The sequence below is a fragment of the Marinitoga sp. 1135 genome (assembly GCF_013363245.1).
In the GTDB taxonomy this organism is placed as follows: Bacteria; Thermotogota; Thermotogae; order Petrotogales; family Petrotogaceae; genus Marinitoga; species Marinitoga piezophila.
Window position 1 is genome coordinate 95,051 of sequence record NZ_LBEZ01000003.1, and the last position, 23,700, is coordinate 118,750.

Below are 23,700 nucleotides of genomic sequence, written 5' to 3' on the forward strand. Positions count from 1 at the left end.
ATAAAATTGTGCCGAGATGGCGGAACTGGCAGACGCGTATGACTCAGGATCATATGGGCTTTTGCCCGTGCGGGTTCAAGTCCCGCTCTCGGCACCACCAAACCGGCTAAATGCCGGTTTTTTCTATTAATTATTTTTTATACTGAGGTGAATTTATGGGAAAATTATACATAATTGGAACACCAATTGGAAATTTGAAGGATATATCTTTAAGAGCTGTTGAAACTCTAAAAGAATCCGACGTTATTTTCGTTGAAGACAAGAGAGTTACCGTAAAATTACTAAATAGTCTTGAAATTGGAAAAAAAGAATTATTTACTTTTAGCGAATATAATGCAAACAAAGTACTTAAAAAAGCTCTTGATATTGTAAAGCAAAAAAACATTTGTTCTCTTGTTAGCGACGCTGGTATGCCTGTTATTTCTGATCCGGGATACCAATTGATTAATAAATGCTGGGAGGAAGGAATAGAAATTGACATTATTCCGGGTCCAAATGCTCCTTCTGCTGCAATTGCTTTAAGTGGATTCCCTGGATCTAAATATATGTTTTATGGCTTTTTACCAAGAGGAAAAAATAAAAGAAGAGTTTTAAGAAATATAAAGGATATCGATATACTTTTCGTATTTTTCGAATCCCCACAACGTCTTGTCAATACATTAAAAGAAATTCTGGAAATTATTGGCGATAGGGATATTTTTATAGCTCGTGAAATGACGAAAATACATCAGGAATTATTTAGAGGAAAGGTAAGCGAAGCATTGGCTCATTTTTCTGAAAATAAGGTTCGTGGTGAAATTACTGTAGTTTTATCCGGGAGAGATAGCAATAATGAAACAGTTTAAAGATTTAATTTCTTTAATAGATTGGGTAAGTTCAGAATTAAAAACAACTGAATTATTTTCTGATTCTATTACTTTTATAGGAGATATATCAAGAGCTAAATTAAGTACCTCAAAAGATTTATTTATTGAGGTGTCTCAGCGTTTAGGAACTGGTAAAACATACAAAATAAACATATTCCTTTCACGTTATTATGTAAAAACTTTACTTGAAAATTTAGAATTAAAAGATGTTTCTGAATTAGAAAATAAAAGCTGGAAAATTGTTGGAAGATTATCTTTTTGGCCATCATCTTCAAGTATTGCTATTACTTTAAAATCTCTTTCACCAGTAGGTGAATCCAAACTTGAAAAACGTAGAAGAGCCATTTTAAATAAGCTTAAATTGGAAGGGCTTTTAAGAACAGCAAATAATACTTTGGAAATGTTACCTCCAATAAAAAAAATAGCTGTAATTTCTTCAGAAACTGCAGCTGGTTATGGAGATTTTGTAAAAAATATAAACAAAACAAAATATCCACCATTAATCCATCTTTATCCATCACCCATGCAGGGGGTAGAAGTTCCTGTAGGGATAATAAGTGCTTTAAAAAATATTTTAAAATCAAAAATAGATTATGATTTAGTAGTTATTATAAGAGGTGGCGGTTCTCAGGCTGATTTAATGTATTTTGATGATTTTAATCTGGCTCAACAAGTTGCTTATTTTTCAAATAACAAAATTCCAATTGTTACTGGTATAGGGCACGAACAGGATACCACAATTCTTGATTTTGTTTCATATATAAGATTTTCAACTCCAACCGAAGTTGCAAGGGCTATTAATAATCAAATTGAGTTCTTTCACCAAACATTACATGAAAAATTTCAGAATATTATATATGAAATAAACTCTAATTTTACAACAACAGAAATTAAGCTAAAAAACTTATCTGAAAATCTATCCATTTATTTTAATAACATCACAAAAAATCAAGAAAAATACTTAAAGGAAATGTCGAATAAAATCAATAACATAAACAAATTCTTTGAAATGAATGAGAAAGCACTTAATTCCAGATTAGATTTTATAAACTTAATTTCAAATCATATTAATAATAAACTGATAAACTTTTCTTCTGTAATTAATAATGAAAAAAATCTTATTCAAAAAAATATGGAAAATAAATTAAATATGTCCTTTCAACGCATTGATGAATTATATATCAAAATAACTCAAAATAGCCCATTTAGTGCATTTTTAAGCAACGGTGCAATTGTCATTCAAAATGGAGAAATTGTCAATACCATAAAAAATTTAAAAATAGATCCTGTAGAAATCAAATTCAAAGATGGTGAAGCCAAAGGGAAAATAGAAAGTATAAATTATTATAATAATATTGGAGGAGAAAAAAATGACAATAGATGAAATTTTATCCTTAAAGAAAAGTGATATTAAAAAAATGACCTTTAAAGATATTTTGTCTATGCTTGAAATGATTTCATATACTTTTCAACATAACAATGATCTTGATGTGGAATATGCTTTGGAAATATACAAAAAAAGTCTTGACCTTCTTATAATAGCAAGAGAAAAACTAATTCTTGCAAAAGAAGAAAAAGAAAAAATAGATAAAGCTTTCGAAGAAATTAAAAAAAATTTTGATTGATTTCAATTAAGGAGGCGTCCTGTTGAAAGTAGTTGAATATATAAAAAAAGAAAGTTATGAAGTTTCAAAATTTCTCTTTAAAGAACCAGAAATACGAGAAGCTTTATTTTCACCAAATAAAAAGTATTATAAAATAATTCATCATTTTAACTTATTCTTTTCTCTTATAAATATAATTCCCATCATTGGTTCAATTTACAATTTTAATCTCCCATATTTTATTGGATATACAATATACGCATTAGGAGTTTATTTTGTATGGGCTTTTGAATGGATGACAAATTTTGTTATTTTTGAAGAAATTAAAACTTTTACCATAATTCAAATAGCTCTACATAGTTTTTTTGGACTTTTCCTTGATTTTTACGACAAATATGATGCTTTTGATGATATTTTGCATTTAACGGGAGGAATATGGCTGGCATTAATTATTTTCCCGTTGATATTATCTCTTGAACTAACTTTTTCAAGACAAAAAATCCCTACTCTTATTTTAAAAGTCAACTTTTATACCTTTTCAGTTGCATTAAGCATGGGAACAATTTGGGAAATATTTGAATTTACTTCTGATTTAATCTTCGCAGGATATCCCGGTTATCGTTTAGCTCAGGAAGGAAGCTTATTTGATACAATGATGGACTTAATATACGATTCAATAGGTATTATTGTAGGCATATGGTTATTCTGGACCATATTAAAACGATTAAATAAAAATAGAGATATGTATTCTTTACTTGAAAAAATTGGATTGGCATTAAGAAAATTCATTGATAAAAACCAATTAAACGAGGGATGAAAATGTTGCAAATAATATTATATTCACTTATTTTATCCATGATGTTCCAGTTGCTGGGTAAATATATAAATTTATATAGAACAATGTTTAAAATGAAAGATTTAAAGGATATACAACATCCTAAAATCACTATAATCATACCAACTTATAACGAAGAAAAGGTTATAGAAAAAAGTATTCTAAGTATTGAAAAGAATTCATATAAAAATTACGAAATAATTGTAATTGATGACAATTCAAAAGACAATACTTATAAAATATTAAAAGATTTAGAAAACAAATTTTCAAATCTCAAAGTTTTTAAAAAAAAGGGAAAACAGGGAAAACCACAATCATTAAATGAGGCCTTTGAATATGCTTCAGGGGATGTTATATTATTCTTAGATGCTGATGCTATTCTTCCAGATGATTATCTTGAAAAACATATAAGATACTTTGCCAATAAAAATACAGAAATGATATATGTAGACTTTGAAGCTTATAATTACCATAAAAAATTAATCTTTGATTATCAGGAAATCTATTTTGAATTTAGTAGAAATATTTTATATTCAAATATATTTTCAAAAGCTGTTTTTATGGGAAACGGTGTATTTATTAAAAAAGATATTCTTAAAAAAATTATGCCAATAGATGTAAATACCCTTGTTGATGACGTACACATGGCAATAAAATTAAATGAAATAGGTATTACGCAGTTTTTTATCATTGAACCAAAAACAGAAATTCAATACGCAACTTCTTTAAAAGATTTATTTTTTCAACATAAAAGATGGTATATTGGAGGATTAGAAGAATTTTTTAAAGCATCTGTTAATAAAAGGTTTGATGTATTTATATTAAATGCTTTCGTTATTATAATGCTTTTTATTCCAATTTTTGCTGTTGCTATATCCTTTAAATATCCATTACTCACAAAAAATATTTTATTATACTACTTTACAATAATCTGGGGAACTCTATTAGCCTCTGTTTTCTTAAACAAAAAAATTAAACTTCCTGGAATTATTTTTAATTCATTAATCACAATACCTTTTATGATTATTTTTGAATATATTATTGTATTCAATTCATTTATTTCATTATTTAAAAAAGAAAGAATATGGTACAAAGTTAATAGAGATGAGGTAAAGTAACTCTCTAATATGGTATAATAATAATAACCTATATTATTATAAAATCAATATGGAGGGGGATTATGGTTGTAAACTTATCTAACAGCGGATTACATCTTTCAAGAATAATACATGGAATGATGAGATTAAACACCTGGGGATACACAATTGAAGAGTTTGAATATTTTATAGAAAAAGTCATGGATCTTGGTATTACCACATTTGACCATGCTGATATATATGGAAATGGAGAATGCGAAGAAATATTTGGAAGGTTATTAGAAAGAAATCCCGAAATTCGAAAAAAAATGCAACTTATTTCAAAATGTGGAATAATAAGAAAATCGGATAAATTTCCAGATAGGCGTGTAAAACACTATAACACGAGTAAAGAACATATAATAGAATCTGTAGAAAAATCTTTAAAAAATCTTCATACCGATTATCTTGATTTACTTTTAATTCATAGACCCGATCCGTTTATGAATCCAGATGAAATCGCTGAAGCCTTTTATGAACTAAAAAAATCAGGAAAAGTATTATATTTCGGTGTTTCTAATTTTACAATACAACAGTTTAAAACTTTGCAATCGCGTTTAAGTTTTCTTTTAATAACAAATCAAATAGAAATTTCACCATATAATCTAGAACACTTTTTCAATGAAAATATATATTTTTTACTTGAAAAAAGAATTAATCCAATGGCATGGTCTCCATTATCTGGCGGTAAATTATTTGACCCTGATGATGATAGGGGAGAAAGAATCAAAAAAGCTTTAAAAGAAGTGGCAAAAGATTTTGGAATTTCAGAAATTGAAAAAATAGTATATGCATGGTTATTAAACCATCCTGTTGGTATTTTACCAATTGTTGGAAGTGGGAAAATTGAAAGAATCAAAAATGCTGTAGAAGCTCTGGAAATAACCTTAACCCGCGAACAATGGTTTATGATTTATGAAGCTTCATTAGGATATAAAGTTCCTTAATATATTGGGGGGGAGAACAATGATTTTTACATTAACAATGAATCCAAGTTTAGACAGGTATATTTATATTGACAAGCTTATACCCGATGACACAATAAGAGCAAAAAAAATAAAAGATTATCCAGCAGGAAAGGGAATAGACGTTTCAAGAGTAATAAAAGAATTAGGCGGTGTTTCAGTAGCTGTTGCATTATTAGGTGGGGATAACGGTCGAAAAATAGAAGAAATGCTTGACCAGGAAGGTGTAATATATTCTTCAGTTAGAATATCCCATGAAACACGTATGAATATAATCCTTGAAGAAGAAACTCAATACAGAATGAGTATGCCTGGAGAACATGTTAAAAGAGAAAAACTTCAAAAAGTTTTTGACATATTACAATCGCTGGTAAGAGAAGGAGATACTGTTGCTATATCAGGAAGTTTACCAAAAGGTGTTGATCCTGATTATTATACTGGTCTTATCTTTTCATTAAAACAATGGGGAGCAGAAGTTTTCTTTGATGCTGATGGAAAAAATTTAATTGCTGGTCTTGATGCTGAACCAGATTGTATTAAGCCGAATACTCATGAATTATCCCGTTTATTGGGAAAAGATGTCCCTGAAGATGATAAATATGAAATTGCCAGAGAAGCACGATATGTTCTTGAAAAATATCATTTAGATGAAATACTTGTATCAATGGGAAAATATGGAAGTGTTTATGCTAATTGGGATATGGCTATGTATGCTTATCCTGTTGATTTAGAAGTAAAAAGTGCAGTTGGAGCCGGTGATTCATTCTTAGCTGGATATATATTGAAAAAAAACGAAGGAATTGAAGAAGGATTTAGATGGGCAAATGCTGCAGGAAATGCTGCTGTATTAACTCCAGGAACAGAATTATGCAAAAAAGAAGATGTCTTAAAGCTACTTCCACAAATAAAAATTGAAATGTTATAAAAAACAGAGGCATATCGCCTCTGTTTTATTATTTTCTACTTCCAGGTTTTACTGCTGGAATATTCTCTTTACATAAGGGGCAATTGTCTGGTTCATATGTTTTTGCATCAATTTCTACCAATGATTGAATTTTAATATTATTAAGATCTTTTTTCTTGCTTCTATTTACAATACAACCAATGCCAATAATCTGCGGCTTATACTTTTCAAGAGCCTTTACAACCTCCAATGTGGATTTCCCTGTTGTAATTACATCCTCTATAATAATAACCTTTGCATTCTCTTCAATAAAAAAGTTTCTTCTAAGCTCCATAACTCCTTCCTTATTTCTTTCGGTAAATAAAAACGGTGTTTTAAGTCCTCTTGCAACTTCATATCCAATAATCAATCCTCCAAGCGCAGGAGAAACAACATAATCAGGTTTCTCATTAAATTTTTCTGACAAAGCTTTTCCAAGCATCTCTGCATATTCTGGATATTTTAAAGCCTGAGCACATTGAATATATGTATCTGAATGCAACCCTGAGGATAATAAAAAATGTCCATTTAATATTGCATTTGTCTTTTTCAATATCTCCATTATTTCCATTTTTTAACCCCCTTAGAAATTATAGTATTTTGAAATTAATTCATTGTATTCCTTAGCCTTTTCACGTGGATTTTCATTGAATATAATACCCCTTGAAACATTTATTACAATATTCTTATATCCTTTAAGATTTCTGAATAATTTCTCTACATTTCCCTGCTGTGCTCCGATTCCCGGTATTAAAAAAAGCATGTCTTCTGAATTTTCAACTATTTCATCAATAAATTCACTATTTGTAGCTCCCACTACAATTCCAATTTTATTTTTATATTCCTTATTCTTTTCATTCATCATCTTTGTTATTTTCAAATATAATTTTTCCGGAATTTCAAAATCATAAGCCCCTTTGTTTGTTGTTAATGCCAATGCAAATAGATGTGCATTTTGATATTCGAGATATGGAAGCATTGTATCAAATCCCATTAGAGGATTTACCGTCAATGAATCAACTTTTAATACATTAAAGTAATAATATGCATAAGCTGCTGCTGTATTTCCTATATCACTTCTTTTAGCATCGAGAATTATTGGAATACTCTCATCCTGTTTTATATATTCAATTGTTTTTTCCAGTATTTCAATACCTTTATGTCCCATCTTCTCATAAAAAGCTATATTTAATTTATAACCACATACAATATCAGAAGTTTCATCAATAATCTTTTTATTAAAATCCAGAACATCTCCATCTATTTTTTCAAAATCACTATCCAATCCCGCAAACAAAACGGATTTTTTACTTTCTCTTCTTTTCAAATATTTTTCAAGCATCTATTATCCCTCCAATGCGCAGTTAAATATTTTTTGATAGTCATGTACTTTAAAATATTCTTCTAATTCTTTTATAATATTTATTGGTCGTTCTGGATCAGACATAACTCCTGCTCCAATTCCAACAAGATTTGCCCCGGCCATTATAAACTCTATTGCATCTTCAAAAGTAAATACACCACCCATTCCTATAATTGGCAAATCTCTAAAGACTTTTCTTATTCTATACACAGTTGCAAGTGCTATAGGTTTTATAGCCGGTCCGCTAAAGCCACCAACTGCTCTTTTTAATATTGGTTTTCCGGTATTTATATCTATTTTAAGACCTTTGGGCGAATTAATAAGCGTTACTCCATCAACTCCACCTTTTACAGCACTTTCAACAAGATCTTCAAGAAATGTTTCCACACCAAGTTTTATAAATATAGGTTTTTTGGATATCTTCTTTGCTTCTTTTACAAGCAAATAAATACCTTCTTTATCAATTCCAAGTGGAATTCCATTTTTACCTACATTTGGACATGAAAGGTTTAATTCAAATATAACTGCTTTACTATCGTTTAATCTTTCTATTAGATTCAAATAATCTTCTTTTTTGTCACCACCTATACTTAAAATCACATTTGTATCCAGTGAATCAAGAAAATTCAAATCATCTTCTATAAATTTATCTATTCCAGGATTTTGCAAACCTATAGAATTTAATATACCAGCCTTTACATTTACAATACGTGGTGGTGGATTTCCTTCTTTTTCATCTGGTGTAACCGTTTTTGCTGTAAAACCTCCTAATTTATTTAAATCTATATATTTTGCCAATTCCTGACCATTTCCCCCGGGACCGGAAGCTATTATTATAGGATTTTTAAATTCTATCCCACATATATTTACCATTCTAAATCCACCTCACTTAAATCAAAAACGGGACCATCTTTACAAATCATCTTAATTCCATCTTTAGTCTTTATAGGACATCCTTTACACATTCCGACGCCACATCCCATTCTTGCTTCTAATGATGCATAAACCTTATATCCTTTAAATTCATTTTTTACTGCTTTTATCATATTTAAACTTCCACACACAAGAAATCCTGTATTCTTTGATGGATTTTCTCTTTTTATTCTTTCAATAACTGAAATTCCTTCTTCCTCGTCAATATGTAATTTATCCGTATCCAAAATACTTTTTATCTCATTTGTTCTAAAACCATAATATTCATTTTCCACAAGCTCAGGATATTCATTTTTAAAATGCATAAGAGGTGCTGAACCACAATCTCCGCCTATGAGAATATATTTTTTATTTTTATCTATAGTTTCTATAAATGACTTTCCATAAGGCCCTCTAATATCAATAAAATCTCCTATCTTCAATTTTTTTAATCTTCCTGTTAAATCTCCAACTACAGCAATTAAAAATTCTATTACCTTTCCTTTTTGAAAAATAACTGAAAATGGTTTTGGAAAATCATAATCCTCTGTTTTTACCATAAAAAAGTGACCTGGTAAAACATTTATTATTTCAGATGTTTCTACTGAAAGAAACAAATAATTCTCTGTATTCTCTTTTCCTATAACCTTACATTTCATTTTCATTCATCCTTTCATCGTATTTTATTTCACCATTTACAATAGTCATTACTACTTTACCTTCCAATTCCTTATACGGCATATTTTTTCCTTTTGAATATATTTTTCCATCCCATTTTGAATTCAAATCTACAATAGTTATATCTGCAAAATATCCAGTTTTTATATCTCCTACCTTCTCTAAATTAAAAATCTTCGCAGGATTATATGTAACCTTTTCTACAATATCTGACAATGGAATATTGTATTTTCTGGATACTGTATAAATTGCCGGAAAAAATATATCAAGCCCGGATATTCCTGGTGGCGCCTGATTATAATCCCTTGATTTTTCTTCCATTGAATGTGGTGCATGATCGCTAATTATAATATCTATATATTCAAAATTATCTATTAAGTATTTTTGTGTATTTTTATCCGGCAATGGCGGATTTATTTTGTATATTGGATTACTTTTCCCGTGATTTTCGAATAATAAATGATGAAATGTAATTTCGCATGTTGCCTTTATTTTATTGCTTTTTGCGTATTTTAATAAATCTATTGAATTCTTAGTTGAAATATGGGCTATATGTATATGTGCATCTAAATACTTTGCTATCTCTATATTTCTTGCTATATTTAACGATTCAAATAAGGGTGTATTTCCAAATCTACTATCTTCACAATGGTCAATAACTATTCCATCATATTTTTTTGTTTCTTTTAATGCTTTAAACATTATTTCTGAATCATAAACCGGGGAGCCATCATCTGAAAAGAATTTAAATCCATTTTTTATATGTTCTTCAATATTAACAAGATCTTTTCCTTTTCTTTCCTTAGTAATTGCGCTTATAGGCATAACCTTTGCAAGATTTACTCTTTTGCTTTTTTCTACAACAAATTGAAGCGTTGTTAATGAATCCATTGCCGGAGAAGTATTTGGCATTACTCCAACAGTAGTTACTCCTCCATGAACAGCGGCCTTAAGGCCGCTTTCTATTGTCTCTTTATATTCAAATCCAGGTTCTCTTAAATGAACATGCATATCTATAATCCCCGGAATAATAGTTAATCCTTCTGCATCAATTATTTTATCAACATCATCTTTAATATTTTTCGCTATATCAACAATAATATTATCTTCAATTAAAATATCCTTTTTCCCCGATGTTGAATGTGAAATAATATCCCCATTTTTAATTAAAACTCTCACATCAACCACCTAAACATTCCAGATTTCTTCAAATGTATGAGGTGTTTCACAGAATTCACATACCAATTTACCTTCCTTATTTTTTATAAACGATCCTTTTATTCCTTCACCATTATTTGGATGTGAAATACAATTTTCATTTTTACATCTCAATTCTTCAAAACCATATACTCTTGGCGGAAGTGTAATTCTATATTTTTCAGTTACTCGAGCATTTTTTATAATATTAACTGTCACATTTGGTGAGATAGCTGATAACTTTTTAATTTCCTTTTTAGTTAAATATCTATCCGGCAAACTAATATATCCCTTAAACACACCATCCTTTGACTTAAAAATTCCATCTGCACTATCTACATCATATAACTTCAATATTTTTCTAATCTTCATAATCATATGATAAATTTCTTCTTCCGTTTTACCCTTAGCAATATGATCTATTACAGTTCCATTTTCTATAGGTTTAATTCCTCTTTTCCCTTCCTTTTGCACTCCATGCGTTCCATCAACAATAGGAGCTTTCACAACAAAATCCTCCTTTATTTCTTTTACGCTTTTCGAAGTATCAAAATCTGCTTTCAATGCTCCACCAAACATTGACAATAAAATTATTCGTGTCCAGTATCCGTTAATTGCCTGTCTTTCCCAACCATTTAATGGCAAATCATCTAAAAATGTTGGAATAGTAGGATAAAGTTTATGTCTTGGAAGAGGATGATAAAACTTAATATTATCAGGAATTTTTTCAAGGTAGGATTTCTGGAAAGTAACTGCTTTTCTTAAAATATGCTCTTTTTCTAAAATATCTTCACCCATTCTTTCTAATTGCAAACGTGTAAAATACCATATATTTGCAACGTTACCATATTTTAAATACGAATCTATAGACTCAAATATTCTTACTTCAAAACCATTTTCTTTCATCTGGGAAATATAATGTGAAGGCATAGAAATTTCCTGCGGAGCAATAAGGTCAACCTTAACATTTTTGAAGATTTTTAATCCATTGACCTTGGAGTGTACTGTTCTACCATGGAGAAGATCGCCAACAAGCGCAATATGAATAAAGGAGTTATCGAAGTTATTTTGTTCAAGGAAGGTAAATTCGTCGAGGAGTTCTTGAGTGGGGTGTTCGTGTTTTCCATCACCGGCATTAATAAAAGAAGGAATAGGAAGGCCATTTCTAAGTGCAAATTTTGAAACAGATTGTTCTAAATATCTACATGTTCCTTCAAGTTTAGAACGTATCACAAAAATGGAATAATCACTGTAACCGGTTAGCATATTAAATGTATCTAAATAGCTTTCTTTCTTATTAAACGAGGAATGATTGGAATCAAAGATAGTAACTTTAGCTTTTTTGTGGAATTTTGCAGCATTAATGAAGGATTCTTTAGTGCGGGTACTTGGTTCTATAAAAACAATATAAATACCAACATTCTTATTAATCATAAATTCGGATAAATCCTGTTTCTCAAGCCATTTTTTCTTTAATTGTTTTGTTTTTTCATAAAGGAAAAGTTGTTCCTGAATAGAAAGATCGTTAATAACCGCAAGTGTTCTTCCAAGAAAATCGTGTTTCACGTTTTCCATACATCCACCTCCAGGAAAAAATTTTTTCCTGAAAATCATACAGAATTTTTCAGAAAAAATCAATTAAAATAAAGTAACTTTAATGTTAAAAAATAATATATTAGTATCAAAAATTATTTCAAACACTACTAAATAATGAGTTTAATAACTTTAAAATAAAAAAATCCCCGAACTAAGTTCGGGGATTTTTTGGTGGCCAGGGACAGAATCGAACTGTCGACACCTGGATTTTCAGTCCAGTGCTCTACCAACTGAGCTACCTGGCCACTATTTAAAAATGGTGGGTGCTGCAGGGATCGAACCTACGACCTTCTGCTTGTAAGGCAGACGCTCTCCCAGCTGAGCTAAGCACCCACTCATGTTTTTATCTGGCGCCCCCAACGGGATTTGAACCCGTGTCTTTGGCGTGAAAGGCCAATGTCCTAGGCCGCTAGACGATGGGGGCAATCTCTTTCACAACCGAGTTATATATTACCAGATTTTTCTTTAAAATTCAAGGAAGCAAATATTGAATTTATGTAAAAATTTGTTATTGTTGAATTCACGTTATTTTAATTATTTGGTTATTCCATTTTCATATTTTTTTTGATAGAATGCCGGTGTAAGGATATTTAAATTTATATAAGTTAATAAAAAATGTTTTTCCTCTTCCTGTATAATCCCGGGAATATGGCTCGGGAGTCTCTACCAGGCAGCCGTAAACTGTCTGACTACAGGAAGAGGGGTGTGGGATTATTGTATAGAATCACGCCTCTCTTCCTGAGAGGCGTTTTTTGTTTTTATTAAGATTTTTAAAAGGAGGTCTATTATGTCAAAAGTTTTAATTATTGCTGGTAGTAAATCCGATGAAACTTTTGTAAAACAGGCTCTTGATTTATTTGATGAATGGGGCATAGAGTACGAATTTAAAATTTACAGTGCCCATAGAAACCTCAAAGAATTAACAGAATTCCTCTCTACTCTCTCCTCCGAGTTTAAAGTTATCATAGCCGTTGCCGGTCTTGCCGCTGCTCTCCCAGGCGTTGTTGCTTCATTAACTACTCTTCCCGTAATAGGTGTACCAAATGCTGTTGGACCTCTTAATGGTGTTGATGCTTTACTTTCCATAGTTCAAATGCCCAAAGGTGTTCCAGTAGGAACAATGGGAATTGGAAATCACGGAATGAAAAACGCTGCATATTTTGCAAAAAGAATTCTGGATCTGGAGGGGAAAAAATGAATATAGAAAAATTTGAAATGTTATATGAAGGAAAAGCAAAAAAAATATTCAAATATAACGATGAAGAAGTTATTATATATTTCAAAGATGATGTAACTGCTTTTAATGGCATAAAAAAAGATTCTATTTCCGGGAAGGGAAAAATCAACAAAAAGATAACAACATTTTTCTTTGAACTGGTAGAAAAAGAGGGAATTCCAACACAATTCGTAAAAGATTTAGATGAAAATTCTTTTATCGCTAAAAAGGTTGAAATTATTCCTCTTGAAGTTATTGTAAGAAATTATACCGCGGGTAGTTTTTGCAAAAGGTATGGAGTAGAAAAAGGAATAAAACTGGAAGATCCTATAGTTGAATTTTCATTAAAAGACGACTCTTTAGGTGATCCCATGATATGTGAAAATGTCATTTTATCCTTAAACCTTGTGGAAAAAGACGTTCTTGAAAAACTTAAAGAATATGCTTTAAAAATAAACGAAATACTTTCAAAATTCCTTACAGAAAAAAATATAATACTTGTTGACTATAAGCTGGAATTTGGAAAATACAATGATAAAATATTATTAGCCGATGAAATTTCTCCTGATACTTGTAGATTCTGGGATAAAGATACAATGGATTCACTTGATAAAGACGTATATAGAGAAGAAAAAGGTGATTTAATTGACAAATACACAGAATTTTTAAGGAGGATTGACATATGAAAATATATAGATTTGAAGCTTTAATTACATTAAAAAACGGAATTTTAGACCCTCAAGGTGCAGCTACTCAAAAAGTATTGAAAAGATTGAATTATAAAATCGATAATGTAAGATTTGGTAAATTAATTACTTTTGATCTTGAAGCCGAGAATGAAGAAGATGCTAAAAAAATCGCCGAAGAAATAACATATAACTCTTTAATCAATCCAGTTTTGGAAAATTATGAATTAAAATTACTTGAAACAAGGGAGTTAGAAAAATGATAAATGCAGGAATAATAGTATTTCCAGGATCTAATTGTGATAGAGATGCGGAGTTTGCATTAAGAAAAGCTGGATTTAATACAGAATATGTATGGCATGATTTTAAAGAAATTGGAAAATACGATTTAATATTTATTCCAGGTGGATTTTCATATGGAGATTATTTAAGAGCAGGAGCTTTAGCAAAGTTTTCTCCTGTAATGAATGAAATAGAAAAATACGTTTCAAAAAAACAGGGATTTGTTCTTGGAATATGCAATGGATTTCAGATATTAACTGAATCTGGAATATTACCAGGTGCTTTAACTAAAAACACATCATTAAAGTTTATATGTAAAGATGTAGATGTAAAGATAATTAACAAAACATGTTCATTTACAAAATTCGTTTCAAAAGAAGTTTTAAGAATACCAATTGCTCATGCTGAAGGAAATTATTATATAAGCGAATCAGAATACATAAAGTTAAAACAAGAACACAGAATAGCCTTTGAATATGTGGAAAATCCAAATGGTTCTGTTGGAAATATTGCAGGAGTTTATAATGAAAATTTTGCTGTGCTTGGAATGATGCCACACCCTGAAAGAAATTCTGTAAGAACACTTGGAAATGGTGATGGACTTGAAATATTGTTATCTATCAGGAGGTCTATAGAAGATGGAAAAAAATAAATTATATCTTGAATTGGGATTAAAGGATTTTGAATATGACAGAATAAAAGAATTGCTTAATAGAGAGCCAAATGAAGTTGAAACATACATGTTCTCCGCTCAATGGTCTGAACATTGTGGATACAAACATTCAAAAGAATTATTAAAAAAACTTCCAAAAAATATAGAAAATGAGAATGCAGGTTATGTATTAATAGACGATTATGCTGTTGTGTTTAAAGTTGAAAGCCATAACCATCCAAGTGCAGTTGAACCATATCAGGGTGCTGCAACTGGTATTGGTGGAATTGTCAGGGATGTACTCGCAATGGGAGCACGTCCTATTGCTTTGCTTGACTCTTTAAGATTTGGAGACATTAAAGATCCAAAAGCAAAAAATATATTCGAAGGTGTTGTATCAGGAATTAGCGGGTATGGAAATTCCATAGGCGTTCCAACAGTTGCTGGTGAAACCTATTTCGACGATAATTACCAGACAAATCCACTTGTAAACGTAATGTGCGTGGGGCTTGTGGAAAAGGATAAAATAGCCTCTTCCAAAGCTCCTGCTGCAGAAAAATTATATGTGTATATTGGTTCTAAAACAGGAAGAGATGGAATACATGGTGCTTCATTTGCTTCAAAAGAATTATCTGGAAAGGACGAAAGGCCTTCAGTACAGGTTGGAGACCCATTCTCAGAAAAAAATCTCATTGAAGCAACACTTGAAATACTTGATATTCCTGGTGTTCTTGCATGTCAGGATATGGGAGCTGCTGGAATATTGAGCTCTTCATCAGAAATGTCTTTTAAAGGCGGATTCGGCTGCGAATTACACCTTGATAAAGTACCTTTAAGAGAAGAAGGAATGTCAGCATGGGAAATATTATTATCTGAGTCTCAGGAAAGAATGTTATTTCTTGTAGAACCAGGAGTTGAAGAAAAATTAGCCGAAATTGCAAAAAAATACTTCCTTGATTATGCAGTTATAGGCAAAACAATTGAAGGTAAAAATATGAAAATATACATGAATGGCAAATTAATGTCAGATATGCCTATAAATGCTCTTGTCGATGCCCCCTCCTTTTACAGAAAAACATCAACACCTTCATATATCCAAGAACTAAAGAAAGAAATTCCAAAAAGCGATATACCTTTAAAAAACGCCTTATTTAAAATATTAAAAAATCCTAATATTGCCAATAAATCCTGGATTTTCGAACAATATGATTATAAAGTAGGAACAAACACTGTAATAATTCCTGGCAAAGCCGATGCTTCTATACTCTGGATTAAAGAAACAAATAAAGGTATTGGTGTAACCATAGATGGCAATGGATTATACACATATATTAATCCATTCGAAGGAAGCAGAAATGTTGTATATGAAGCAGCAAGAAATCTTGTTGCTACGGGTGTAAAATCTCTCGGTGTAACAGATAATATGAATTTTGGAAATCCTGAAGATGACATGGTAATGTGGCAATTTGAACAGAGTATAGAAGGTATTACACAGGCATGTAAGGAATTATCTGTTCCTGTTACCGGAGGAAATGTTAGCTTTTATAATGAATCAGGTGAAAAAGCCATATTACCAACACCTGTAATTGGCATGGTTGGTGAAGCTGACTTAAATCATATTATGGATATGCAATTTAAAATGGCCTCAGATAAAGTATATTTAATTGGAAAAACTGAATTAGATAAAAATAAGCTTGGTGGAAGTCTTTACTTAAAAATCCTTTTTGATTTTATAGGAGGAGAATTGGATACAATAAACTCAGAATTTGAATTAAATTTACAAAACACAGTGCTTGAATTAATCAAAAATCATCTTGTAAATTCTGTTCATGATGTTTCAAAAGGCGGTCTTGCAATTGCAATAATAGAATCTGCGTTAAATGGCAAAAAAGGATTTAAAGGTAATATTGGCAATTCACTTGAAGAACTCTTTGGTGAAAATCAATCAAGATTTATTATTTCCGTTTCTCCGGAAAAAACAGAACTCTTTGAAACATTTATGAAGAAAACAGGAATACCATATAAAGCTATTGGTGAAGTAATGCCTATGAATTACGGTATAGACTTTGGATTTGGACAGATATATTATAAAAATTTATACGATGCATATTTCAATTCCATCAAGGAATATATGGAGGACTAAATATGTTAATGGAAGAATGCGGAATTTTCGGAACATTATTAAAAAACAATAATAACGCTGTGCCATATGTTGTTGAAGGGTTAATAGCCCTTCAACATCGCGGCCAGGAATCAGCAGGAATAGCATATGTCACAGAAGATGAATTAAAAGTATTTAAAAAAATGGGAATGGTAATGGATGTATTCCATAATGGAACAATGAAAAAACTAAATAGCCATATGGTTATAGGCCATGTAAGATATTCCACAAAAGGACGTTCTGAAATTCAAAATTCACAACCATTCCACGTTAGATTCAAAAATGAACATTTTGCTATAGCACATAATGGACAAATTGAGAACGCTGAACAGTTAAGAAAAGAACTTGAAGAACAGGGAACAATATTTTTGACAGAAACGGACACTGAATTAATATTACATATACTAATAAAAAAACTAAATAAAAAAATATCAGAATGGACATTCGAAGAAATAGCAAAAACAATATTTGAAAACATCTCACCTTCATATTCATTATTATTGTTATTTAAAGATAAGATAATAGCATTAAGAGATAAATATGGATATAGGCCTTTATATTACTATACAGACGAAAATGGAATATACATATCTTCTGAAGATAGCGGATTTTATTTCCTGGGACCAGATAAAAAAAATATCCAGGAAATAAAGCCTGGTGAAGCATATGAGTTTTCATTAAATGGAATTAAAAAATTTTCTGTAAATTCACAGGAAAAAAGATATTGTTTCTTTGAACATATATATTTTGCAAGACCAGATTCCAATCTCTTTGGGAAAAACGTTCATATGATGCGTGAAGAGCTTGGAAAAATGTGTGCAAAGGAAAATCCCGTAGAAGCCGATATTGTTGTCCCGGTACTTGATAGTGGTCTTTCCGCTGCATTAGGATATTCAAAAGAGAGTTGCATTCCCATAGACCTTGGTTTAATGAGAAATAGATATGTTGGAAGAACCTTTATTTCACCAAATCAAAGCGATAGAGAAATAGGTGTAAGAAGAAAATTACCTCCAATAGAAGGAGTTATAAAAGGCAAAAGAATAATACTTGTTGATGATTCCATAGTAAGAGGGACAACAATGAGAAAAATAGTGGATATGCTAAAAAAAGCCGGAGCAAAAGAGGTTCATGTTAGAATAGCCAGTCCAAAAGTAGTAAATATATGTAAATGGGGAGTGGATATTCCTGAAAAAGATGAATTAATTGCTGCAAATAAAAGCATAGAAGAAATGAAAAAAGCTTTTAATGCCGACTCTCTTGGATATGTCTCTCTTGAAGGAATTAAAAAAATACTAAAAGACGAATATAATAACTATTGTTTTCATTGTTTCATGAAATAAAAGCGAGAGGTGAAATTATGGATTATAAATCAAGCGGTGTAAATATAGATGAAGCAAATAGCATGATTTCAAAAGTTAAAGATAAATTAAAAGAAAATGCCGGGCTATATGCTGGACTTTTTCCATTAAAAAATATAATTAACGAATATGAAAATCCTGTACTCGTTTCAAGTACAGATGGTGTTGGAACAAAAATGATACTCCTTGAAGAAAGAAACAGATGGGATATAGTAGCTAATGATCTTGTTGGAATGGTATTAAATGATCTTGTATGTATGGGTGCAAAACCTTTATTCTTTTTAGATTATTATGCTACAGGAAAACTCGATGGAGAAAAAGGTGCTGCATTTTTAAACGAATTAATAAAAGTGCTTGAAAAAGTAAACTGCGAATTATTGGGCGGCGAAACTGCAGAATTGCCAGGAATGCTTGTAAAAGACAGAGTGGATGTTGCTGGATTTGCTGTTGGAATAGTAGATAAAGATAAAATTCCAGGAAAAGAAAAGGTAAAAGAAGGAGATATCGTTATAGGGCTTCCTTCTTCCGGGTTTCATTCAAATGGATATTCACTTGTTAGAAAATTATTGGACGAAAATAGAATGAAATTTGATGAAAAAATCATAGCTCCTACAAAATTATATGTAAATGAAACACTTAAAATAAAAGATTATATACATGCTGCTGCACACATAACCGGTGGCGGAATTGGAGAAAATCTTTCAAGGGTTATTCCTGAAGGATATCTGGCAAATATTCATATTAACTGGAAAATACCTGAAGTATTCGAAAGAGCTCTAAACGCAGGTGTGAAAATAGAAGAGGCTTTTAGAGTATTTAATATGGGAATAGGAATGATTTATATATTACCTCAAGAAAATTTGCAAAAAGTAAAAGAAATACTCGAAGAAATGGATATTTCTATATATGAAATTGGAAAAATAATAAAAACAGATGAAGATGAAAAAGTTCGCATAAACCTTTAAAAGAGGTGAATTCAATGAAAAAAAGAATAATTGTACTTGCATCAGGAAATGGTTCCAATTTTGAAGCTATAGTAAAAAAGCTAAGAAACAAATATAAAATCAAACTAATAAGCGAAAATAAAAACGCTTATGTTTTACAAAGAGCCATAAAACTTGATATTGATTATGAATTAATAAACTACAAACTATATAAATCAAGAGAAGAATACAATCAAAAATTATTCGAATATCTAAAACGCGAAGAACCTGATTTAATAGTTCTTGCCGGATATATGAAAATACTCCCTGAATATATAGTTGAACATTTTGAAAATCAAATTATCAATATTCACCCCTCGTTATTGCCTGCATTCAAAGGCCTGAACGCTATAAAACAGGCCTTTGAATATGGCGTAAAATACACCGGTATAACCATACATTATGTTAATAATGAACTCGACGGAGGAAAAATAATAACACAGGAAGTTGTCAAAATAGAAAGAGAAGATACATTGGAAACACTTGAAGAGAAAATACATAAACTCGAACATAAATTATATCCAAAGGTAATAGATAAAATATTAAGACTTCAGGAGGTTGCATATGAAAAGAGCCTTAATTAGCGCTTATGATAAAAAAGATATAGAAATATTGGCAAAGAATCTTATTGAAAACGACTATGAAATAATATCCACTGGAAACACCGCAAAATATCTTAAAAAAAACGGAATAAATGTAATTACTGTAGAAAGCATTACAGAATTCCCGGAAATACTTAATGGAAGAGTAAAAACATTACATCCCAAAATTCATGGAGGCGTTCTTGCAAGAAATATTGAAGAAGATTTAGAAGTTTTAAAAAAACATAACATAGAAAAAATAGATCTCGTATATGTAAACCTCTATCCATTTGAAGAAAAATTGAAAGAAGAACTTACAATACAGGAAAGGATAGAATTTATCGACATAGGTGGTCCAACATTAATAAGGGCTGCAGCTAAAAACTTCGAACACACAATAGTTATTGTTGATCCTGAGGATATTCCAATGGTTATAGAAAAAATTAAAGAAAATAATATTGACTTTGAAACAAGATTATACCTTGCCTCAAAAGCTTTTAATCTTACAGCATATTATGATTCATTAATATCAAATTATTTAAACAAATTAATCAATAAAAAATTCCCCAAATATTATACCCCTTCATTAAAACTAAAAAACAAATTAAGATACGGAGAAAACCCTCATCAGGATGCAGTATTCTATGAAAACACACTTGAAGAAGGATTTTTCAACACCTTCGAACAATTAAATGGTAAAGAATTATCCTATAACAATTTAAAAGACATAGACGTTGCCTGGAAAGTGGTTAATGAATTTGATAATGAAAATGCATGTTGCGCTGTAAAACATCAAACCCCATGTGGTGTTGCAATAGGAAAAGATAATTTAGAAGCATATAAAAAAGCGTATGAATGTGATCCAATCTCCATATTCGGTGGAATTGTTGCCTTTAATCATACAGTAACTAAAGAAACGGCACTTGAAATGAAAAAACTCTTCTTAGAAGTAATAATTGCACCAGAATTTGAAGAAGAAGCATTAGAAACCTTAAAAAAGAAAAAAAATCTAAGAATTATAAAAGCTCATAAAAAACCATCAGAAAAAAGGGAATTTTCTACAATTGATGGTGGAGTTCTTGTTCAGGATAGAGATACAGAACTATTTAATAAATTTGAAGTGGTAACTGAAAAAGATATAGATGAAGAGCTAAAAAAAGAATTAATTTTTGCCTTTAAAGTAGTAAAACATGCTAAATCAAATGCAATTGTCGTTGCAGGTAATCAAATGGCAACAATAGGTTCAGGGCAACCAAATAGAATATGGGCAGCAATAGATGCATTAAAAAGGGCAAAACACCCAATAGTATTAGCTTCTGATGCATTCTTCCCATTTGATGATGTTGTTAGAGAGGCTGGAAAATACAATATAAAAGCTATTATACAGCCAGGCGGTTCAATACGCGATGAAGATTCAATAAAAGCTGCAAATGAACTGGGAATAGCCATGATATTTACAAAAATGAGACACTTTAAGCATTGAGGTGATAAGATGAAAGTAATGATTATTGGCAACGGCGGGAGAGAACATGCATTAGCCTGGAAAATATCTCAAAGTCCATTAGTCGAAAAAATATACTGTATCCCCGGAAATGGTGGCACATTTAATGAAAACAAATGCGAAAATGTCTATATAGACAATATTCATGACATAAAAGAATTCGCTAAAAATAATAATATAGCCCTTACAATAGTTGGACCGGAAAAATATCTTGTTGAAGGAATAGTCGATGAATTTGAAAAAGACAGCTTAAAAATTTTTGGTCCAGACAAACGCGCTTCAATGCTTGAAGGAAGTAAATCATATGCAAAAAACTTCGCTAAAAAATATAACGTTCAAACTCCAGAATATTCAGTATTTAATAAATTAGACGATGCAATAGAAAAGATAAAGGAAGTAAAATATCCAGTGGTAATAAAAGCCGATGGCTTAGCTGCTGGAAAAGGGGTAATAATCGCCAAAAATTACGAAGAAGCAGAAAAAGCTCTTTATGATTTTATGGAAAACAAAATATTTGAAGAGGCTGGAAAAACAGTTGTTATAGAAGAATATATTGAAGGTTATGAAATGTCTGTGTTTGTGCTTGTTGATGGAGAAAATTATAAGATATTCCAGACAGCAAAAGACCATAAAAAAATATTTGAAGGTGAAAAAGGACCTAATACAGGTGGTATGGGAGCAATTTCTCCACATCCCTTATTAAACGAAACATTATTTGAAAACATTAAACAAAAAATAATAAAACCAACAATAAAAGGTATAAAAGAAGAAAAATTAAATTACAAAGGTATTTTATTTATTGGATTAATGATAAAAAATAATGAGCCATATCTCCTTGAATATAATGTAAGATTTGGCGATCCAGAAACACAGGCTATGCTCCCATTATTGGAAAATGATATTGCAAAAATCTTTTTAAAAACAGTAGAAGGAAAATTAAATGAAGTAGAATTAAAATGGAAAAACAAAGTTTCATGCTGTGTTGTCGCAGCCTCAAATGGATATCCGGGAAAATATGAAAAAGGCTATGAAATAAATATCAATACAGAAGAAATTGTTTTTCATGCAGGAACAGCAATAAAAGATAATAAACTTATTACAAACGGTGGAAGAGTTTTATCATTAGTAACTATGGAAGATACACTTGAAAAAGCACAAGAAAAAGCGTATGAGGAAATCTCAAAGATTTCTTTTAAAGGAATATATTATAGAAAAGATATAGGAAAGTTATAGCTACAATATAACTAAAACCCCGGGAACTCTTAAATTCGGGTTCTCGGGGTTATTTTTTAAAAAATCAAAGTGATTATTATAGGAATTGATATTGAAAGCAAAACTCCATGACCAAAACTTATTAAAATCTTATCCTTATCAACACTTTTTGAAACAACTCCCAGAAGCGTATCCATAGACGGAGCACCTGCTATACCAATAGCTCCTAATTGAGAAACTCTTGCATATAATGGTATTAATAAAATTCCAAGAACTTCTCTAAATACATTGGACAAAAATGCCACAGCACCTAAAAACGGCGAATATAATGAGCTAATCATAACTCCAGATAAAGAATACCATCCCATTCCAGCAGCAGCACCCATTGCTTCTTTAAAAGTTAATTGAGTAAAAAACGAAACAAAACCACCAAAAACAAGACTTCCAAAAATTGTTAAAGATGTCTGGATTAATATTACCTTTAAACTACTCTTTAACTTTGATAATATACGTTCTTCAGATCCAATATCAACTCCAACTGAAAAAACCAATAGCATAAGCAAAACAGTAATTAAATTCGATGGAAGATTAATATCTATAAAAAATCCACTTATTATTCCTAATACAACAGCAGAAAGCAATAATATCATTTCACATCATTCCTTTTAAAAAAGAACTTTTCATATATTGTGGCCAGTAACGCACTTCCTAAAATTGCAAAAACAGCAATTATAAATGAAAGATATCCTATTTCAGAAAGTTGTTGTATTAAATCCTTATCAGAACCAAGTTCAAACCCCATAAAAAAAAGCAATAATACAGTGACAATAGTAACAACATTCCATTTTCTCAAAAATTGAAATTTATTCTTAATACCAAGAACAAACCCTAAAATAAATGCTGCCAGGATTAAATACAACATCCTATCACCCCTATATATAAAAAAATTGGCAACTGGAATTTCAGTTGCCAT

Annotated in this window: 25 protein-coding genes, 4 tRNA genes and 1 riboswitch; of the genes, 18 read left to right on the plus strand and 11 right to left on the minus strand. The window is 30.5% G+C overall.

The genetic code is table 11. The features are described 5' to 3' along the window. Positions 1-10 precede the first annotated feature (10 nt). The 8 genes from XO10_RS01885 (at position 11) to XO10_RS01920 (ending at position 6,331) form a co-directional block, all read left to right on the plus strand. Positions 11-97 (plus strand) — tRNA-Leu (locus XO10_RS01885). 58 nt (positions 98-155) lie between these two features. Further along, positions 156-845 carry a 16S rRNA (cytidine(1402)-2'-O)-methyltransferase gene (rsmI, locus tag XO10_RS01890; RefSeq protein ID WP_014295881.1) on the plus strand — a complete coding sequence of 230 codons (690 nt, stop codon included), beginning with the start codon at positions 156-158 and terminating at the stop codon, positions 843-845. Further along, positions 832-2,250 carry an exodeoxyribonuclease VII large subunit gene (gene xseA, locus XO10_RS01895; protein WP_175421058.1) on the plus strand — a complete coding sequence of 473 codons (1,419 nt, stop codon included), beginning with the start codon at positions 832-834 and terminating at the stop codon, positions 2,248-2,250. Before rsmI ends, xseA begins: the two co-directional genes overlap by 14 nt. Further along, positions 2,237-2,491, plus strand: coding sequence for a hypothetical protein (locus tag XO10_RS01900; RefSeq protein ID WP_014295883.1), 255 nt, complete (start codon positions 2,237-2,239; stop codon positions 2,489-2,491). The genes xseA and XO10_RS01900 overlap by 14 nt, the downstream gene beginning before the upstream one ends. Positions 2,492-2,513: 22 nt before the next feature. Next, the gene (locus XO10_RS01905) at positions 2,514-3,287 is read left to right on the plus strand and encodes a hypothetical protein (RefSeq protein ID WP_014295884.1); all 774 of its coding nucleotides are present in this window, start codon (positions 2,514-2,516) and stop codon (positions 3,285-3,287) included. A gap of 2 nt (positions 3,288-3,289) precedes the next feature. Continuing rightward, entirely contained in the window at positions 3,290-4,423 is a 1,134-nt protein-coding gene (locus XO10_RS01910; RefSeq protein ID WP_014295885.1) for a glycosyltransferase family 2 protein, read from the plus strand. Between the two features lie 59 nt (positions 4,424-4,482). Next, positions 4,483-5,388: an aldo/keto reductase gene (locus XO10_RS01915; RefSeq protein WP_175421129.1), complete on the plus strand. Its 906-nt coding sequence runs from the start codon at positions 4,483-4,485 to the stop codon at positions 5,386-5,388. A gap of 19 nt (positions 5,389-5,407) precedes the next feature. After that, on the plus strand, positions 5,408-6,331 hold the full coding sequence (locus XO10_RS01920) for a 1-phosphofructokinase family hexose kinase (protein ID WP_075780251.1): 924 nt from the start codon (positions 5,408-5,410) through the stop codon (positions 6,329-6,331). 28 nt (positions 6,332-6,359) lie between these two features. Here XO10_RS01920 and pyrE read toward each other — a convergent pair whose 3' ends face one another. From pyrE to XO10_RS01965, 9 genes are all read right to left on the minus strand, one after another. Further along, positions 6,360-6,920 carry an orotate phosphoribosyltransferase gene (gene pyrE, locus XO10_RS01925; protein WP_014295888.1) on the minus strand — a complete coding sequence of 187 codons (561 nt, stop codon included), beginning with the start codon at positions 6,918-6,920 and terminating at the stop codon, positions 6,360-6,362. Between the two features lie 12 nt (positions 6,921-6,932). Beyond that, positions 6,933-7,691, minus strand: coding sequence for an orotidine-5'-phosphate decarboxylase (gene pyrF / locus XO10_RS01930; RefSeq protein ID WP_014295889.1), 759 nt, complete (start codon positions 7,689-7,691; stop codon positions 6,933-6,935). Positions 7,692-7,694: 3 nt separating this feature from the next. Further along, positions 7,695-8,585 carry a dihydroorotate dehydrogenase gene (locus tag XO10_RS01935; RefSeq protein ID WP_175421059.1) on the minus strand — a complete coding sequence of 297 codons (891 nt, stop codon included), beginning with the start codon at positions 8,583-8,585 and terminating at the stop codon, positions 7,695-7,697. Then, complete coding sequence (locus XO10_RS01940; protein ID WP_175421060.1) at positions 8,579-9,283, minus strand: FAD-binding oxidoreductase; 705 nt, start codon at positions 9,281-9,283, stop codon at positions 8,579-8,581. The genes XO10_RS01935 and XO10_RS01940 overlap by 7 nt, the downstream gene beginning before the upstream one ends. After that, positions 9,273-10,481, minus strand: a complete 1,209-nt coding sequence (locus XO10_RS01945) for a dihydroorotase (protein ID WP_175418090.1) — start codon at positions 10,479-10,481, stop codon at positions 9,273-9,275. Before XO10_RS01945 ends, XO10_RS01940 begins: the two co-directional genes overlap by 11 nt. Positions 10,482-10,490: 9 nt before the next feature. Further along, complete coding sequence (locus XO10_RS01950) at positions 10,491-12,065, minus strand: bifunctional aspartate carbamoyltransferase catalytic subunit/aspartate carbamoyltransferase regulatory subunit (RefSeq protein WP_175421130.1); 1,575 nt, start codon at positions 12,063-12,065, stop codon at positions 10,491-10,493. Positions 12,066-12,264: 199 nt separating this feature from the next. After that, a tRNA-Phe gene (locus XO10_RS01955) sits at positions 12,265-12,340 on the minus strand. Between the two features lie 12 nt (positions 12,341-12,352). Then, a tRNA-Val gene (locus tag XO10_RS01960) sits at positions 12,353-12,428 on the minus strand. Positions 12,429-12,443: 15 nt separating this feature from the next. Continuing rightward, positions 12,444-12,519 (minus strand) — tRNA-Glu (locus XO10_RS01965). A gap of 186 nt (positions 12,520-12,705) precedes the next feature. Continuing rightward, positions 12,706-12,807, plus strand: a riboswitch (purine riboswitch). 75 nt (positions 12,808-12,882) lie between these two features. Here XO10_RS01965 and purE point away from each other — a divergent pair. From purE to purD, 10 genes are read left to right on the plus strand one after another with little or no spacing between them, the layout of a single operon-like run. Next, a complete protein-coding gene (gene purE, locus XO10_RS01970) occupies positions 12,883-13,293 on the plus strand; it encodes a 5-(carboxyamino)imidazole ribonucleotide mutase (protein ID WP_075780252.1) in 411 nt (136 codons plus the stop codon). A 2-nt stretch (positions 13,294-13,295) separates the two neighbouring features. Next, complete coding sequence (gene purC / locus XO10_RS01975) at positions 13,296-13,997, plus strand: phosphoribosylaminoimidazolesuccinocarboxamide synthase (protein ID WP_175421131.1); 702 nt, start codon at positions 13,296-13,298, stop codon at positions 13,995-13,997. Next, complete coding sequence (gene purS / locus XO10_RS01980) at positions 13,994-14,260, plus strand: phosphoribosylformylglycinamidine synthase subunit PurS (protein WP_014295896.1); 267 nt, start codon at positions 13,994-13,996, stop codon at positions 14,258-14,260. The genes purC and purS overlap by 4 nt, the downstream gene beginning before the upstream one ends. Further along, entirely contained in the window at positions 14,260-14,931 is a 672-nt protein-coding gene (purQ, locus tag XO10_RS01985; RefSeq protein WP_175421132.1) for a phosphoribosylformylglycinamidine synthase subunit PurQ, read from the plus strand. The genes purS and purQ overlap by 1 nt, the downstream gene beginning before the upstream one ends. Next, positions 14,918-17,074: a phosphoribosylformylglycinamidine synthase subunit PurL gene (gene purL, locus XO10_RS01990; RefSeq protein ID WP_175421061.1), complete on the plus strand. Its 2,157-nt coding sequence runs from the start codon at positions 14,918-14,920 to the stop codon at positions 17,072-17,074. The genes purQ and purL overlap by 14 nt, the downstream gene beginning before the upstream one ends. 2 nt (positions 17,075-17,076) lie before the next feature. Continuing rightward, positions 17,077-18,432, plus strand: coding sequence for an amidophosphoribosyltransferase (purF, locus tag XO10_RS01995; protein WP_014295899.1), 1,356 nt, complete (start codon positions 17,077-17,079; stop codon positions 18,430-18,432). 17 nt (positions 18,433-18,449) lie between these two features. Beyond that, positions 18,450-19,415, plus strand: a complete 966-nt coding sequence (gene purM / locus XO10_RS02000; RefSeq protein ID WP_014295900.1) for a phosphoribosylformylglycinamidine cyclo-ligase — start codon at positions 18,450-18,452, stop codon at positions 19,413-19,415. A 14-nt stretch (positions 19,416-19,429) separates the two neighbouring features. Next, entirely contained in the window at positions 19,430-20,017 is a 588-nt protein-coding gene (gene purN, locus XO10_RS02005; protein ID WP_014295901.1) for a phosphoribosylglycinamide formyltransferase, read from the plus strand. Beyond that, positions 19,998-21,497: a bifunctional phosphoribosylaminoimidazolecarboxamide formyltransferase/IMP cyclohydrolase gene (gene purH, locus XO10_RS02010; RefSeq protein WP_175421062.1), complete on the plus strand. Its 1,500-nt coding sequence runs from the start codon at positions 19,998-20,000 to the stop codon at positions 21,495-21,497. Before purN ends, purH begins: the two co-directional genes overlap by 20 nt. Before the next feature lie 9 nt (positions 21,498-21,506). Then, the gene (gene purD, locus XO10_RS02015; protein ID WP_175418093.1) at positions 21,507-22,748 is read left to right on the plus strand and encodes a phosphoribosylamine--glycine ligase; all 1,242 of its coding nucleotides are present in this window, start codon (positions 21,507-21,509) and stop codon (positions 22,746-22,748) included. Positions 22,749-22,804: 56 nt separating this feature from the next. Here the strand turns inward: purD and XO10_RS02020 are convergent, their stop codons facing one another. Both XO10_RS02020 and XO10_RS02025 read right to left on the minus strand, forming a co-directional pair. Further along, on the minus strand, positions 22,805-23,377 hold the full coding sequence (locus XO10_RS02020) for a lysine exporter LysO family protein (RefSeq protein WP_014295904.1): 573 nt from the start codon (positions 23,375-23,377) through the stop codon (positions 22,805-22,807). Next, entirely contained in the window at positions 23,374-23,649 is a 276-nt protein-coding gene (locus XO10_RS02025) for a LysO family transporter (RefSeq protein WP_041638440.1), read from the minus strand. Before XO10_RS02025 ends, XO10_RS02020 begins: the two co-directional genes overlap by 4 nt. Between the last annotated feature and the right edge of the window lie 51 nt (positions 23,650-23,700).